The organism is Planococcus plakortidis (assembly GCF_001687605.2).
GTDB classification, from domain to species: domain Bacteria; phylum Bacillota; class Bacilli; order Bacillales_A; family Planococcaceae; genus Planococcus; species Planococcus plakortidis.
This window is the reverse complement of sequence record NZ_CP016539.2, coordinates 1,675,244-1,691,534: the sequence shown is the minus strand read 5'-3', so window position 1 is coordinate 1,691,534 and position 16,291 is coordinate 1,675,244. Positions and strand designations below refer to the sequence as shown.

Genomic DNA, 16,291 nt, shown 5'->3' with positions numbered 1-16,291 from the left:
TTGGAAAATAGCCAACAAGAAAAGCCAATAGCCAGACGGAAGAATGCGGACAATTCTTGCGTTCTCCGGGTAAATTCGGCAAGATGGAAAGACAGACAAGCTGAAAGGATGCGAGACAGTGGATTACCTCAAATCTAGGAAAAATGCTTATGCCGTTCTTTTGAGCGGGCTTGTGCTGGGCGTGATCATCGCATTTCTCATCAACGATGATCCCGAACCTTCAACCTTGGTTGCCTCTGGGGCAATCGGTGTCGTGATCGGGGAAGCGATCATGTTCTGGCGCTGGAGCAAGGAACGCAAAATAAAACAACGCGAAGATTGATGGCTATCAGCAATCAATCAACTAGCACTGGAAGGGAAGTAGAGTACGATGACGACCATCTGCCTGATTCGGCACGGAGAAACAGAATGGAATAAGATTGGGCGCATCCAAGGGACGACGGATGTGCCACTGAACGAGACAGGGAAGCTGCAAGCACGCGCATGTGCATCTCATTTGACAGGAGAAGTGTGGGACGTCATTGTGACGAGCCCTCTCAAACGCGCCAAAGAGACCGCGGTGATCATTAATGAAACGATGCGATTGCCGATCTTCGAAATGACGGAGTTCCAGGAAAAGCATTTTGGCAAAGCAGAAGGCATGACAGCAAAGGAGCGTTACGGCTTGTATCCCGACAAAAATTATCCTGGCCAGGAACAGCCAGAAGAATTCCACGGCAGGCTGTCGACGGGACTTGCACAGCTCAATGAACGCTTCGGGAACCAACGTGTGCTCGTCGTGGCGCACGGAGGCGTCATCAATGCCATCCTTGAACAATTGGCGCACGGTGAATACGATGGTGAAGTCCGTTTGCAAAATGGAGGCATGAATCACTTGGCGTATGCCAGCGAGCGCTGGGAGATCCAAAAATATAATTTCATCGACCATCTCGAAGTGTTGGATGCCAAGGCAAAGTGATCGCAAAAAGCTAAAAGGAGCTTGACACATGGAACAAAGTGAACTGAAAAGCTTGCATAAGGAAATCGAAAAGCTGAAGTTTCACAACCGGACTTTATTGGCGTTGCTTGGGGAGGTATTGGAAGATAGAATGCATGAGCCGACCGTCCATGAAGCCATTGTGGTGCATGATTTGTCAAAAGCTGAACTCCAGGGGTTCACGCAATTGATCCGCGGCTATAGCGGCGACATAAAAGCTTTTGAACAGCAGGCAGCGGGCTTGGGCCTTAAATTCACGAACTTGACTGTCAAAGGCTTGCTGCAAGGCTTCGCAGGGTCTGGCATGCTGTCCGGTAAATGTGAAGAAATTCTTAAGTCATATGAAAAGAATTGAATGAAAAAAAACTGCCCATTTCAGGCAGTTTTTTCAGGGGATGGATGAATTGCTGCTGGCACCAAATTATTTGCGTTTTTTGGCAGGTTCGGACGGAGGCGCTTCCTTGGCATCGAATATGCCGCGACGGTAAACTAACACAGCCAGCGCCGCCATAAATAAGGCGGAATTAAACCAGAACACAAGATCATTTAAATTGCCGCCGAACAATAAGGTATTGAGGACGGTCAATAGATGCATCACCAGTAGAAAAATAAACAGAATCGTTGAGGTTCTCATCAAATCACTCCATAATCGTTTTGCTGTTTCCATTGTAACGGAATTAAAAGGCAACGGTAGGTATTTACAGTAATTGTAGAAAAGAGTTCATGAAAGGATGGGAAAGATGGTCAAATGGAAAGAGGAAATGCTCATCGAGGCACCGATTGAGCAAGTATGGTCGCTGTTTCAGGACGAACAGATCCAGCGCATCATGCCGAAAATCGAATCGCATGAGTTGCTCGAGGGGAAAAATGATGCGACAGGCGCTAAACATGCGCAAGTATATACGGAGGGCAAACAGCAGCAGCGCTATATCGTCGAAACGCTCTCGTACGTGGATGAGCCTGGGAGAAAATACCGCGAGACCGCTTTTGTGATGGGGCAGATGTTCAAGGTGCGCTATGCATTCACGTTGGAAAAAGAATCGGCTCAACGCACGCGTTTTGTCTATGAAGGACAAAACAAGGGCATGAACGTCACTGGAAAGATGATGCTTTTGGCAGGCAGCAAGAAAGCGGCCCGCAATACCGTATTGAACTTCATGAACAGGGTCAAGGATCAAGCGGAACGTGAAAATTGAAAAACAAGGCTCAACAGAAAATGGAGGTTAAAGAAAAAGTAAATGTAACAAACTACATAAGGTTCAATGAAAAATAATAAAACAAGCCAACAAGCAAACTTCATTCGCTGCAAAGAAAAAGCAGGAAGGAGTTACCGGCAGCTCGAAAATAGTTATAGGGAAGCGATATTGGTCGATTCCACAAAAGGTGAACCGACGAATCACCACAGCTTCTTTGATGCATGGAAAGGGGTACACGAATGGCTATAGTTATACGGATGATCGCTGAAATGCTCATCATCGCGATTTTCATTTATTTCGTCAGCGGCCGGTTGATGGGGTCGAAAGTGAATTTCACCAAGCGGATCTTGTCTGTCACACTGGGAATCGTTTTGACGACTTTTGTGTATTGGTATTCGTACTTGCGTTATACAGAATACATGAACGACGTCTTTGCGACGATGCTGACAGATACGAGCACCGTCATCTGGGTCGGCAGCATGTTGATGATATCGATGCTCTTTTATTTGATTCTTGAGTTATTTGACCCGATTGAACTGGGCGACCGTGGCGAGCGCATCACGAACCGCAAGTTCTTCTGGAAACGGCTGCGCAACCGCTGGAGACGCCAGAAGCGTTTGAGCAAGGTTCTGGAGATCGCCGTCAAGAATGGCATTTCCAGCACTTTGAAATACGCACGGCACCGTGAAAACAATCGGGAACTGGCGGTCGCGTTCCGCAGGACTCTTGAAGAAAGTGGGGGCGTGTTCATTAAGTTCGGCCAAGTGCTGTCGACTCGGACGGATTTGTTCGCGCCGGTATTCATTGAAGAACTCAGCCAGTTGCAGCAAAATGTCAAAGCGCTGCCGAAGGAACAAGTATCGGAAATCCTGAGAAAATCCATGTCGCAGCCGATTGAAGAAGTGTTTTCGAAACTCGATAAAGAACCGCTCGCTTCAGCATCGATCGGCCAGATCCACCGCGGCGTACTGAGAAAGAACAATGAAGAAGTCATCATCAAGATGCAACGGCCGGAAGTGAGTTCCATCATGCGGGATGATTTGGACATTCTCGTGGAATTCGCCGAATGGGTATCCAGCAAATCCACTTGGGCACAAAACATCGGCTTCCGTGAATTGGCTGTGGGATTTGCCAATGGCTTGCGCGAGGAAATCGATTTCGAAATTGAAATGCGCAATATGATCCAAGTAAGCAATGCATTGGAAGGCAGCAAGAATCAAGTCAAAATCCCCAAAGTCTACAGGGAATACAGCAATTCGACCATCATCGTCATGCAGTATTTCCAGGGTAAAAGCATTTCTAAAGGAGACGCTGTATTCCGCCATTTCAATGTGGAGCCGAAAAAATTCGGACGCACGGTGCTGTTTTCATTCCTTGAACAAATGCTATTTTCCGGCATATTCCATGCAGATCCGCATCCGGGGAATATTTTTATCGATGAAACGGACGGCAAACCGGTTTTGCTGGATTTCGGTTCTGTCGGGCGCTTGACAGAGGCCCAGCAGGAAGCGCTCAACCATTTCATCATCGGCATCCAGCAAAACGATGCAGGCATCGTCCATGATGCCGTCAGGAAACTCGTGGAAAACAGCGAGAAAATCGACAATCATCGCTTTGAACAAGCCATCGGGGAGATTTTGCTGAAGATTTCCTATGTCGACCGGATACCGACAGCAGAATTGATTCATTCATTATTCGATATGATCCGCGAATTCGGCTTGGCGTTCTATCCATCAGTGGGAATTGCGCTACGGTCCTTGATCAGCCTTGACAGCACTTTGCACACCATCGATGCTGACTTTGACATGTTTACGGAAGCGAAGAGTTTTGCAAGGGAATACAAAACATCGGTATTGAAAAAACCATTCAAACAGCCACGCGCCACCAAGGAACGTATCGAAGAGGAATTGGTGCTCATATTGCCGGAAGTGGCCAAATTGCCGAAACGCATCGACCAGCTCATCCGGCGTGTAGAAGGCGGCAAGGTCATTCTGCACCATGATGTGTTTTCCGATAAGCATAATTCGGGTTTTGTCATGCAATTATTCTCAAGATTCGTCTTGTTGATGTCGGGGATTACGTTTGGCGTGATTTCAGCAGCCTTATTGGCGATTGCACAATTCATCGATACCGTATACGCAATTTACTTGAATACGGCAGCATATGGCGGATTGTTCCTGTGCGTCATCTTACTGGTCAGGTTGTCGATCCAGGCGATACGGGACATGAAGCGCAGTAATCATATTTAGTTAATAGGAAGAATCCCGTGCAATAAAGTCATGCGCGGGATTTTTGTTGCTTCGGTGAGTGTATAACCGGAACGGTAAGCAGAGGGGAGCTTAGTGAAAACGGAGCGTTTTGGTGAAAATAAAATTTAGTTTACATAATATAAATTATAGGAAGTTGTGTTTCATTTAATAAGTATACTTATGACAGTGAGACGAAACCGATTTTTTTGGCTGAAATCGGCTGTTTTCGATTTTCTGGATTCTGCGTTTGTTTGAGTGACTTTATCGTTCTATCAATGACTCCTGCGTTACTGAACCTCATAAGGTAATTTAAAAACCCAAACCGATTCAGCTATTGACCAGCCAATCTGGTTTGGGTTTAGTTGTTTGCCAATGTAATACATCACAACCCGGCTCTTAAGTTGTCAGTTTGTTGATGATTGTGCAGTTCTTTATGGATCGCTGCATTTCTGTAGTCATTCAGCATCTTTTCATTTTGTTTGATGTTTTGTGGCCACAAACCGCTCCCGCTGGCTTTTTGCTGCCGTCCTGAATCCATAATCCTTCTATAGTTGGCTGATCCGCATCCTTCATTTACACATATTCGCTACCGCAGCCTTTTATAGGGCTTTTCCAGGAATAGCCGCTTGCTGCCGCTTTTCCGGCCAATTCACCAGGAAAATGCCTGTAAAGATTAACGCCCCGCCAACGATCAGCGACACCCCGACTTGTTCCCCTAAAATGAGCCATCCCGTGATGACGCCAAAAAATGGCGCCAAAAACAAAAATGCGCTCACTTTCCCGGGATTGCCGTTTTGCAATAGGAAAAACCAAATCGCAAATTGGATGATCGACGCCGGAATCGCCAGCCAGAAAATGATGAACAGCGACTCCGGATTGAGCGCCAATCGCTGGGTTTCCAATAAGCTGCTTGCTATCAGCAAAATCAAGCCACCAAACAGCATTTGATACGCTGTCAGCACCCACGTGTCGAGCTGGATGCCCCAATGCTTGATCAATAGCGTGCCGATTGCCCAGGACACGGCGCTGCCAAAGCCGAACAACGTGCCGACTTCCAAGGTCACTTGACTCCCCATCGTGATGAAGACGCCGAAAAACCCGAGCAGCACCCCTCCCCATTGAACGATGCGGTAGCGGATGCCGAGTGCGGCCGTGCCGAAAATCACCACCAATAACGGATTGGTGAACGTCAAAATGGCGGATTCCCCGGCCGTGATCGTCCGCAGGCTCAGGAAAATGCAGCCCATGACGCCTGCGGTCTGGAAAAAGCCGATGACCAGTATATGCAGCCATTCGGCACGCCGCTGCGGGTGCTTGCGCCGGAACAGCTTGACGAATATGGCCATCAAGATGCCTGCAATCGTGAAACGGATCCCGACCAACAGGAGCGGCGAGACGTGTACGAGGCCGATTTTGCCGACCGCAAACGAAGAACCCATCAAACTGGTGGTAACGATGACGAGAAACGCGAAAAGGAATTTATTGTTCACTATGCATCAGCTCCTAGCTGCATGAAAAAACTCATCCAGAAATATTCGAAAAGTTTGGTCTATTGTTCTATCGTATCGCAAATCCGCTCCGTTTTCCTTAACTTCTTTTTAATATGCGGCTATTCATTCCACACGGAAATTCATTCCACTGCAAAAAGCCGGAAGCACCTTCTCAAGTGCTTCCGGTTTCATATTAAGTTATCAGGTTAAACATCCATCACGAGAAAGTTCCAGCGATGCCCGTCGCCATCTGAAAACCCCGCTCCGTACATGCCATTTCGTTCACCCGGCGGCGCAAAGACGGTGCCGCCTGCCTGTTCGATGCGGAATATGAAGTTATCGACTTCTTCACGGGTTTTTGCCGATAACGAAAACAATACCTCAGAGCCGATCGATGTATCCGCGATCTCTTGCTGCGTAAAAGATTTAAAGCTATCTTCCGGAAATAGCATCACATAGAGATGCTGGCCCTCTAAATAAAACGCCGCCTGCTGTGCATTGCTGGAATCCGCTTTTGGTAGCAAAAATCCGGCTTGTTCATAAAAGGCCTGGGCCGCCTGCAAATCCTTCACCGGCAAATTGATCCACAACCTATTGTCCATGATGCTTCACCTCGCTTCCATTCCTAAAACAACAACCGCCCGGAACATGGAACAAGTTCTATTAAGTGTGTTGGCATTTTTTCTCAACACCCCGTATAAATCCGCAGTCAGTAGTATCTTTCTATTCCCTGGCCCTTCTTTTACAAACCTCCCTATGTCCGAGCCGCTCCGTTGACTTTCCTGAAACGCTCCTTTAATATAATGTTTTATTCCCTACTATATCACTCAGAAAAGGATGTTTTACATGACAACTAGCACCCGGGTCCAACCCGTCAATGAAGTACACGATCCCGTCTACCGGGACACGACCGCCTTGAACGCCCCGCAGAAATCCTTGATTGCCGGTGGCATCGCGGTAGCGGCGCTGTTGACGGTGTATTTACTCGCCACTCAGCATATTTCACAAACTGTGCTGCTTGGCATCGGGCTGTTGCTCGGCTATACCTTATTCCATGCACGGTTTGGCTTTACCTCCGCGTTCCGCCGCTTCATGTCGGTCGGCAACGGCCAGGCGATGCGCTCGCATATGCTCATGTTGGCAGTGGCCGTTACGCTCTTCGCCCCGATTCTCGCATATGGCTATTCGTTCTTCGGCACCGGTGTCTCGGGGTATGTCTCCCCGGTCGGCGTGAGCTTGGTCGTCGGTGCATTCATTTTCGGCATCGGCATGCAGCTCGGCGGCGGCTGCGCTTCCGGTACGCTGTATGCAATCGGCGGCGGGCGTTCGGTCATGTTCATCACGCTCTTATTCTTCATTATCGGAACGACGGTCGGCGCGTATCACTTGCCATTTTGGACAGAGGACATGCCGGCTTTTGAACCGGTATCACTCGCAACGTCCACGGGGCTAGGTTATGGCGGCGCATGGCTCGTCTCAATCGCGTTGTTTGGCCTGATTGCTTGGATCACGGTGATCATCGAGAAAAAGAAACGCGCACCGAAAATGGCGCCGCTTCCGACTTCGACTGGATGGAAACGCATTTTCCGTGGATCTTGGCCGTTGTTCGCCGCAGCGATCGCACTTGCTGTATTGAATGCATTAACCTTGATGACGCGCGGAACGCCTTGGGGCATCACCTCCGCCTTCGCGTTATGGGGATCGAAAATTGCAGAGTTCTTCGGCGTGGACGTCGCGAGCTGGGGCTACTGGCAAGGAGCGAACGCCGCAATGCTCGAATCGTCCATTTTCGCCGATTCCACGACCGTGTTGAATTTCGGGGTCATCCTCGGTGCGTTTCTCGCATCAGCAGCTGGCGGCTTGTTCAAGTTCACCAAAATCACGCTGGGCAACTTCTGGGCGTCCGTTGTCGGCGGCTTGCTGATGGGCTACGGGGCGCGTCTCGCGTTCGGATGCAACATCGGCGCGTATTTCGGCGGCATCGCCTCCTTTAGCCTGCATGGCTATATCTGGGGCATTCTCGCACTCGCGGGCACGTTTTTCGCGCTGTATTTGCGGCCATTGTTCGGCTTATCGGTGCCGAAATCCAACGATTCCGTGTGCTGAACAATCACAAATTTTTTAAAGAGGCTTCCGGATAACCGGAAGCCTCTTTTTGCTTACATAACGGTCACTATCCGAAACCCATTTCCCGGATAGCGGAAACGGGTTCTTGATGGAATCTCGTCCGCTTATTGATTCTTGCCGTCCCTTTAGGGAAATCGAGTGTAATCCCCGAAAATTTTCCGATATCTTTCTGGAATCTTGCTATAATAGACATATTCCCGATTTAGAAAGTTGGCTGAACATGACGCGTGCTGTTGAATTACACGCAATAGAATCGATCACGGTCCGAACCGGTCACGCATTACACGTCCCGCTCCACCGCCACCAACAAATGGCGGAATGGCTGTGGGTGGAATCGGGGGAACTCGAACTGATGCTAACGAGTGAACGCTTGACGCTCAGCGCGGGAACGCTCGTGCTGATTCCTCCTGGCACATGGTGCGGGCTGTCTTTTTCTTCCGGCAGTGAGCAGCGATGCAAGAAACTGCTGGTCACGCATCCTGCCCATTCACGAACTGGCCAGCTCCATTTCAGCGATGCGGCCCATCCGGGGTTTCTCGCATCGCTAATCGAGGAACTGAGGCGTGAACTTCAAAAAAACAGCCCCGCTTCGTCAAAACAAGCGCAGCTTTTGCTTGGCTGGTTGTATGGAGCGACACTAGGTCCGGCGGATCAACCGCATCAACACACGCCCTCTTCCCACATAGGGCGTATCTTGCACCACATGGAAGAAACTTGCCACTTGCCGTTTTCACTCGATGCCATCGCTGCAGAGGCTGGCCTCAGCAAATTCCATTTCAGCCGCCATTTCAAGGAGATGGTCGGCCAGACACCGCTGCAATTCGCCATTAGCTGCCGCATGGACCGGGCAAGGCAACTGCTGCTCGACACGGAGGAAACCGTGCCAGACATTGCGGGGCTATGCGGTTATAAGAGCGCTACGCAATTTCACGCCGCTTTTACACGCCATGCGGGCATAACGCCAAAACGCTTTCGCCAACAGCAGTACGTGGAGGCTGATCGATGATACACACAATATCGCTGTCTAGAAAGGCAGGGCTGTGTCGATGGAATTGATGGCCCGCTTTTTGGAATTTTGCATGCTGCTGCTCGGCAATATCGCCATTGGCGCGATCGGAATCATCCCGAGCATCTTCATCACCCCCGTCAACCTGGACCGCTTCGGGTTGGTTGGCGGAAGCATACTGTCCATCAGCGGGGAAATCATCGGGGCGCTGTTCGGCTTTTGGCTGTACCGATACGGGACAAAGCACATCCCAGCCGCTTGGCAGCAACACCGGTGGTTTCGGTTTTTCCTGCGTCAAAAGAAAACCACTGTATTTTGGGCGATCATCGCGTTCCGCTTGCTGCCTTTCGCCCCGTCCGGCGCGGTCACAGCGGGAGCTGCACTGACCACTATTTCCGCTCCGGCGTTCTTTTCGGCCAGCTCGCTCGGAAAACTGCCTGCGGTATCGATTGAAATCGCCATCGCCTTCGGATTGACTTTGTGGATGCCCCGTCCCGTTCTATACAGCAGTATTGGCATTGCCTTGTTTATTTTCATATCGGCGGCGCTCTTCCGAAAGCGAAGCGCGCCGAAATCAAGAACGCAGTAACAAAAAAAGCGAGTGCGCCCTCAAGAGGGTTCACTCGCTTTTCAGCTTTCTTTAATTAACTTTCTTGCCGCCGCCCCAATACATTTCCCGCAATTGGAACTTCTGCAATTTCCCGGTCGCCGTCTTCGGTAAGGCTTCCACGAAGTCGACCGATTTCGGTACTTTGAAGCGCGACATGTTTTCACGCGTATAATCCAGGATTTCCTTTTCGGTCACTTCCGCTCCCTTATGCAAGACGATAATGGCTTTTGGCACTTCGCCCCATTTCTCGTCCGGCACGGCGATCACCGCGACTTCTGCAATGGCCGGATGCTTATAGAGCACGCCTTCGATTTCAGTCGAGGAGATGTTCTCGCCGCCGGAGATGATCATGTCCTTGATGCGGTCCTGGATTTCGATAAAGCCGTCCGGATGCGTCACCGCGAGGTCCCCTGTATAGAACCAGCCATCGCGGATCGCTTCCGCGGTTTTTTCCGGGTCTTTGTAATAACCGGCCATGACGACATTCCCCCGGGTGATGATCTCCCCGAGTTCCTTGCCGTTCCAGGCAACTTCCCGGCCATCTTCCTGGTTGACGACTTTCGTTTCGCCGTTGAAGGCCAGTTCGATGCCCTGGCGCGCCTTGATGCTCGCTTGTTGCTCGGCATCCAAGTCGTCGAATTCGTTTTTCCATTCGCAATAGAGAATGAACGGCGAGGTCTCGGTCAATCCGTAGACATGCATCATGTTCAAGCCCAAGATATCCTGTGCTTTGGCGATGAGCGCCGCAGCTGGCGGTGCACCGGCTGTGCCCATGCGGATTTTCGTCTTCAAATCGACCTCTTTCGCTTTCGGCTCGTTGACGAGCATATTGACGACCGTCGGCGCGCCGCATAGCGAGGTGATGCCGTGGTTTTCGAACAAATCGAGGATGAGCGGCGGATCGACCTTGCGCAAGCATACGTGCGTGGCACCAGCCGCTGTGATCGCCCACACCCCACCCCAGCCGTTCGTATGGAACATCGGCAACGTATGCAAATAAACATCGTCGAACTTGATCTCCAAATGATGCAGGAAGTTCGCCCCGTTCAAATAATTCGTCCGGTGCGTCTGCATGACGCCTTTTGGATTCGACGTGGTGCCGCTTGTGTAATTGAGCGACAACATCTGGTTTTCATCCAGTTCGACAGCAGGCAATTGCTCCTCGCCTGAAACGCTGCCGATGAATTCCTCGTAGTCGACGCCATTCAGCTTCGTCTCATGGCCTTCTGCCGGCACGATGATGTATTTCTCGATCGGCAAGTCTCCTTGGATGTCCTCGATGATCTTGGCGTACTCCGCATCGACAATCAGCATCTTCGCATCGCTATGCTTGATGATATAGCCTAAATCTTTGGCGGACAGCCGGTAGTTGAGCGGCACGATGACCGCACCGAGCGGCGTGATGCCGTAAAAGGCTTCAAGCATATAATGGGTATTCGGCAGCATCACTGCCACGTGGTCTTTTTCGTTGATGCCGGCGTTATGTAAAGCGATCCCCAGCTGGTCGGAGCGGCGTGCGAACTCCTTGTATGTGAAACGCTTGTCTCCGTCGATGACGGCTACTTTCTCCGGGTAATACTTTACCGCGCGTCGTTTCCAGTCCAGCGGTGTCAATGGTACGATCATTTCAAAAACCCCTCTCGTGTCTCTTGTGTTCTGCTGTTATATATCAAGTATAGAAAGGCGAACACAGGCTGTCAACGGAAGTTTCGGAATTGGTGCAAAAATGAAATAAATTACCGGCTGTGTTATAGCACAAGACGTGCTTGCCTATAGGCGACTCAGAATTTCCTCCGTCAGCTAAAATGCGCAGCCGAGACGACAGCGTGGTCAAGGCCACCCGATAGAGCGGCGCATTCGCTTTTTTCGGAGACCTCAAGCGGTATCTGTCCGCCACGTCCGGGTGGGTTCGGTTTTAACCATCCACATTCGGTTTCCAAAAAGACCTCCACCTGCCACTGCTTGCTGTTTGATGGAACGGATCGTTGATTAACGACTATAGCACCGCTTGACTCCAAGCCCCCTCCCGACGGCCACTCAATGCGGGCTGATTCGGAAGTGCCGGTCAGTACTCCTCCCGCCATGAATGCCGCGCTGCATACAGAAGATAAAAAAAAGAACGTTGAATGAATCGATTCATTCAACGTTCTTCAGGGTTATTCATGAATTGGTATCCGGTAAGCCGCCGTGACGGTGCCGTCTGTCGCTTCGTCTACGATAAACGAACCGTTGGAATAGCGGTCGACCGTTTTCAGGCGTCCCGGTGCAATTGGGATGCGCACGCCTTTGGCCGTCTCGAGCAGGATTTCTTCTTTGCCTGTCGAGCCGATGACAGCCACGACGCGGTGGGGATTGGATTTCAATTCCCGCAGCATGATGACGCCGCGTTTGGCACGGCTGCCGCTTTCGAATTCCGCCAGCTTCATTTTCTTGGCGGCTCCGCGCTGCGTCGCGAGCACGAGATCTTGCGGAAGTGCCGGGTCGATTAAGACCGCAGAGACCGCTTCATCGCCTTCTTTTAAGTTCAAGCCCTTGACGCCTGCCGTGCGGAGCCCTGTTACGGGCACTTCTTCGATCGGGAAGCGGACCCCATATGCCATTTTCGTCGCCAGGAACAACTCCGTCTCGCCAGTGACTAATCCTGCATAAATCATAATGTCGCCTTTTTTCAAGTTCATCGTCTTGATCGCGCGGGAATAACGCTGCACGTGATAGTCTTTCAGCGCCGAACGCTTCACTTGGCCGAATTTGGAGACAGTCAAAATGGTCGCATCTTGTTCAAAATCTTCGAACGGGAACACCGCAAGCACCGATTCGTTGGAATCGAGCGTCACGATACTCGACAAATGCTGGCCGAGGTCTTTCCATTTGATATCCGGCAGTTCGTTGACGGGCTGGAACACAAAATTCCCGCCCGTCGTGAAGATCAACACGGTATGCTGCGTATTGAGTGTGCCTTCGAACAACAGGTGGTCGCTGTCTTTCATGGCAAAGTCCTTGCCGTTCGATGCGGCATGGGAGCGGGTGCTCGTCCGTTTAACATAGCCTTCTTTTGTCACGGTGACAATCACGTCTTCGCTCGGAATCATGATTTCACGCGTAATGGTCAATTCTTCAATCTTTTCTTCGATTTCGGAACGCCGCGGTTCCGCGAATTTCTTGCGGATCGCCTGCAGCTCCTTCTTGATGACGTTTTTCAATTTCGTCGCGCTCGTCAAGATGCCCGTCAGCTCGGCAATCAATTTGCGCAAGCTTTCTTCTTCTTTTTTGAGCTCGGTGATATCGGTATTCGTCAAGCGGTAGAGCTGCAAGGAGACAATCGCTTCCGCCTGCGCTTCCGAGAACTCGAATTTTGTAATCAAATTGTTTTTCGCGTCGCGCTTGTCTTTGGACGCGCGGATGGTCTTGATCACTTTATCGAGAATCGACAAGGCCTTGATCAAGCCCTCGACAATGTGCATGCGGTCGCTTGCTTTTTGCAAGTCGAACTCCGAGCGTTTTGTCACGACTTCCTTTTGATGCTCGATATAGGCATCAAGCATCGTCGGCAAGGTCATCATGGTCGGGCGGCGGTGATGGATCGCCACCATATTGAAGTTGTAGCTGATCTGCAGGTCGGTGTTTTTGTACAAATAGTTCAGGATGCCGGCCGCCTGCACTTCTTTTTTCAATTCGATGACGATGCGAAGGCCTGTGCGGTCGGATTCATCGCGCACTTCGGAAATGCCGTCGAGTTTGCGGTCAAAGCGGTGGTCATCGATTTTCTTGATGAGGCTCGCTTTGTTCACCTCGAACGGGATTTCCGTGATGACGATCTGTTCTTTGCCGCCTTTGATTGGCTCAATGGCCGCTTTCGAGCGGACGACGATCTTGCCGCGCCCGGTTTCATAAGCTTTCTTGATGCCGTCGACGCCTTGGATGATGCCGCCGGTCGGGAAATCCGGGCCTTTGATGACGGTCATCAATTCGTCGACCGTCGCATCCGGCTTGTCGATGCGCATAAGGACGGCATCGAGCGCTTCATGCAGTGCATGCGGCGGGATGTCGGTCGCATATCCCGCGGAGATCCCGGTCGAACCGTTGACGAGCAAGTTCGGGAAACGCGCCGGGAGGACGGTCGGTTCCACGTCCACGTCGTCGAAATTCGGGATGAATTCAACGGTGCGTTTTTCGATGTCACGCAATAGTTCACCGGAAATCGCCGACAGGCGCGCTTCCGTGTAACGCATCGCGGCCGGCGAATCCCCATCCATCGAACCGTTGTTGCCGTGCATTTCGACCAGCATATGGCGGATTTTCCAGTCCTGGCTGAGCCGCACCATCGCTTCGTACACCGAGCTGTCGCCGTGCGGGTGGTAGTTGCCGATGACGTTCCCGACCGTTTTGGCAGATTTCCGGAATGCTTTGTCGTTGGTGTTGCCTTCGTGGTGCATCGCATACAGGATGCGGCGCTGCACGGGTTTCAGCCCATCGCGGGCATCCGGCAGCGCACGGTCCTGGATGATGTATTTACTGTAGCGGCCAAACCGATCGCCGATGACTTCTTCTAAGGGCAGATCTTGGAAACGTTCGGTTTGTGTCATACGAGTTCCTCCTCAGCGTGAATCAAATCATTTTCTAGGATGTTGCTGTCGTCTTCTAGGCCGAAGTCGACATTGTGTTCGATCCATTTACGGCGCGGTTCGACTTTATCGCCCATCAAGGTGGTGATGCGGCGTTCGGCGCGCGCACCGTCTTCGATCGTCACGCGGATCAAGGTGCGTGACTCGGGGTTCATTGTCGTTTCCCATAATTGGTCGGCGTTCATTTCCCCCAGGCCTTTATAGCGCTGGAGCATATAGCCTTTGCCGATTTTCTTGATGGACTCGTCGAGATCCGCTTCGGTCCACGCGTAATCGACGACTTCCTTTTTGCCTGTGCCTTTGGACACTTTGTAGAGCGGCGGCAAGGCGATGAACACTTTGCCCGCCTCAATGAGCGGTTTCATGTAACGGTAGAAGAACGTCAACAAAAGCACTTGGATATGCGCGCCGTCGGTATCGGCATCGGTCATGATGACGATTTTGTTATAGGCGATGTCGTCTACGGAGAAGTCAGAAGACACGCCGCCGCCGATTGCGTGGATGATGGTGGCGATTTCTTCGTTTTTCATGATTTCTTCCAATTTCGCTTTTTCGGTGTTGACGACTTTCCCGCGCAGCGGCAAGATCGCCTGGAACGTCCGGTCGCGGCCTTGTTTCGCCGATCCGCCGGCCGAGTCGCCCTCGACGAGGTACAATTCGTTCTTTTTGGCGTTGCGTGACTGCGCCGGCGTCAATTTGCCGGACAATAAAGTATCGGATTTCTTGCGTTTCTTGCCATTTCGGGCATCTTCGCGCGCTTTTCGTGCGGCGAGACGCGCCTGAGACGCCCGTATCGCTTTGCGGACGAGTGAAGCACTGTGTTCTGCGTTCTCCTCGAGGAAATACATCAATTGCTGGGAGATGACCGCATCGACGGCACTGCGGGCTTCGCTCGTGCCGAGTTTGCTCTTCGTCTGCCCTTCAAATTGCAGCAAGGCTTCCGGGATGCGCACCGAGACGATCGCGGCCAAACCTTCGCGGATGTCGGAGCCTTCGAGGTTCTTGTCTTTGTCTTTCAATAAATTGATCTTGCGTGCGTAATCGTTGAATACGCGGGTCATGGCCGCTTTGGCGCCGGTTTCGTGCGTCCCGCCGTCGCGCGTGCGGACATTGTTGACGAACGACAAAATCGTTTCGGAATAGCCATCGTTGAACTGGAACGCGAATTCGACTTCGAGGCCATCGCTTTGCCCTTCCATATACGCCACTTGGTGGAGGACGTCCTTTTCTTCGTTCAAGTATTCGACGAAGGCTTTAATGCCGGTTTCATAATAGAAGCTTTCGCCGGTTTGGCTGCGTTCGTCGATCAATTCGATGTTCATGCCTTTCATCAGGAACGCGGATTCCCGCAGGCGTTCGCTCAGCGTGTCGTAATTATATTTGGATACGGAAAAGATGCTTTCATCGGGCAAAAAATGAATCAACGTGCCCGATTCTCTTGTTTTGCCAATCTCTTCCAAGGTCGTTACGGGCTTGCCGCCATTTTCAAAACGCTGGCGGTATTTGCGCCCGTCGCGGTGGATCGTCACTTCGAGGAAACTTGACAAGGCGTTGACGACAGAGGCGCCGACACCGTGCAAGCCCCCGCTTGTCTTGTAGCCGCCCTGCCCGAATTTCCCGCCGGCATGGAGCACCGTCAAAATGACTTCGGGGGTCGGCTTGCCGCTTCTGTGCATTCCGGTGGGCATGCCGCGGCCGTAGTCGCGCACGCTGATGCTATTGTCTTCGTGGATGGTCACGGTGATGCGGTCGCCGAAGCCGGCAAGCGCCTCATCGACGGAATTGTCGACGATTTCGTAGACCAAATGGTGAAGCCCGCGGGCATCGGTCGAACCGATGTACATCCCGGGGCGTTTGCGTACCGCATCCAACCCTTCTAGAACTTGGATCGCTTCTTCGTTGTATGCATTGCTGTTCGTTTTAGCCATCTATTTCCCTCCAACAAACGTTTGTTCGTATACTCTCTTCTTTTAATCGTATGCCATTCCGGGCGTTCCTGTCAATGTTCATAGAAA

At 51.3% G+C, this 16,291-nt stretch carries 14 protein-coding genes; 8 read left to right on the top strand and 6 right to left on the bottom strand.

Going from position 1 to position 16,291, the window contains the following annotated elements; translation table 11 throughout:
- Positions 1–118: 118 nt before the first annotated feature.
- Genes BBI15_RS08560 through BBI15_RS08550 form a run of 3 tightly spaced genes read left to right on the top strand, consistent with a single transcriptional unit; the run spans position 119 to position 1,331 of the window.
- Positions 119–322, top strand: coding sequence for a hypothetical protein (locus BBI15_RS08560; RefSeq protein WP_068869181.1), 204 nt, complete (start codon positions 119–121; stop codon positions 320–322).
- 48 nt (positions 323–370) lie between these two features.
- On the top strand, positions 371–958 hold the full coding sequence (locus BBI15_RS08555) for a histidine phosphatase family protein (protein ID WP_068869180.1): 588 nt from the start codon (positions 371–373) through the stop codon (positions 956–958).
- Positions 959–986: 28 nt separating this feature from the next.
- Positions 987–1,331, top strand: a complete 345-nt coding sequence (locus BBI15_RS08550; RefSeq protein ID WP_068869179.1) for a hypothetical protein — start codon at positions 987–989, stop codon at positions 1,329–1,331.
- Positions 1,332–1,397: 66 nt separating this feature from the next.
- Here the strand turns inward: BBI15_RS08550 and BBI15_RS08545 are convergent, their stop codons facing one another.
- A complete protein-coding gene (locus tag BBI15_RS08545) occupies positions 1,398–1,610 on the bottom strand; it encodes a hypothetical protein (RefSeq protein WP_068869178.1) in 213 nt (70 codons plus the stop codon).
- A 106-nt stretch (positions 1,611–1,716) separates the two neighbouring features.
- Between BBI15_RS08545 and BBI15_RS08540 the strand changes: the two genes are divergently transcribed.
- Both BBI15_RS08540 and BBI15_RS08530 read left to right on the top strand, forming a co-directional pair.
- Positions 1,717–2,172 (top strand): SRPBCC family protein, encoded by a 456-nt coding sequence (locus tag BBI15_RS08540; RefSeq protein ID WP_068869177.1) that lies wholly within the window; start codon positions 1,717–1,719, stop codon positions 2,170–2,172.
- A gap of 239 nt (positions 2,173–2,411) precedes the next feature.
- Positions 2,412–4,421: an ABC1 kinase family protein gene (locus tag BBI15_RS08530; RefSeq protein WP_068869175.1), complete on the top strand. Its 2,010-nt coding sequence runs from the start codon at positions 2,412–2,414 to the stop codon at positions 4,419–4,421.
- A gap of 599 nt (positions 4,422–5,020) precedes the next feature.
- Here BBI15_RS08530 and BBI15_RS08525 read toward each other — a convergent pair.
- Positions 5,021–5,911: a DMT family transporter gene (locus tag BBI15_RS08525; RefSeq protein WP_157101640.1), complete on the bottom strand. Its 891-nt coding sequence runs from the start codon at positions 5,909–5,911 to the stop codon at positions 5,021–5,023.
- A gap of 206 nt (positions 5,912–6,117) precedes the next feature.
- Positions 6,118–6,513 carry a VOC family protein gene (locus BBI15_RS08520; protein WP_068869174.1) on the bottom strand — a complete coding sequence of 132 codons (396 nt, stop codon included), beginning with the start codon at positions 6,511–6,513 and terminating at the stop codon, positions 6,118–6,120.
- A 244-nt stretch (positions 6,514–6,757) separates the two neighbouring features.
- Here BBI15_RS08520 and BBI15_RS08515 point away from each other — a divergent pair, with 244 nt between their 5' ends.
- The 3 genes from BBI15_RS08515 to BBI15_RS08505 all read left to right on the top strand — a co-directional run bounded on the left by BBI15_RS08515 (position 6,758) and on the right by BBI15_RS08505 (position 9,633).
- The gene (locus BBI15_RS08515) at positions 6,758–8,017 is read left to right on the top strand and encodes a YeeE/YedE family protein (protein WP_068869173.1); all 1,260 of its coding nucleotides are present in this window, start codon (positions 6,758–6,760) and stop codon (positions 8,015–8,017) included.
- Positions 8,018–8,258: 241 nt separating this feature from the next.
- Entirely contained in the window at positions 8,259–9,044 is a 786-nt protein-coding gene (locus BBI15_RS08510) for an AraC family transcriptional regulator (RefSeq protein ID WP_068869172.1), read from the top strand.
- A 40-nt stretch (positions 9,045–9,084) separates the two neighbouring features.
- A complete protein-coding gene (locus tag BBI15_RS08505) occupies positions 9,085–9,633 on the top strand; it encodes a TVP38/TMEM64 family protein (protein ID WP_157101639.1) in 549 nt (182 codons plus the stop codon).
- Positions 9,634–9,684: 51 nt separating this feature from the next.
- On the opposite strand, the gene BBI15_RS08500 is transcribed toward BBI15_RS08505, so the two are convergent.
- From BBI15_RS08500 to parE, 3 genes are all read right to left on the bottom strand, one after another.
- Positions 9,685–11,280 carry a long-chain-fatty-acid--CoA ligase gene (locus tag BBI15_RS08500; RefSeq protein ID WP_068869171.1) on the bottom strand — a complete coding sequence of 532 codons (1,596 nt, stop codon included), beginning with the start codon at positions 11,278–11,280 and terminating at the stop codon, positions 9,685–9,687.
- Positions 11,281–11,810: 530 nt separating this feature from the next.
- The gene (parC, locus tag BBI15_RS08495) at positions 11,811–14,237 is read right to left on the bottom strand and encodes a DNA topoisomerase IV subunit A (protein ID WP_068869170.1); all 2,427 of its coding nucleotides are present in this window, start codon (positions 14,235–14,237) and stop codon (positions 11,811–11,813) included.
- Positions 14,234–16,204 carry a DNA topoisomerase IV subunit B gene (gene parE, locus BBI15_RS08490; protein WP_068869169.1) on the bottom strand — a complete coding sequence of 657 codons (1,971 nt, stop codon included), beginning with the start codon at positions 16,202–16,204 and terminating at the stop codon, positions 14,234–14,236. The genes parC and parE overlap by 4 nt, the downstream gene beginning before the upstream one ends.
- Between the last annotated feature and the right edge of the window lie 87 nt (positions 16,205–16,291).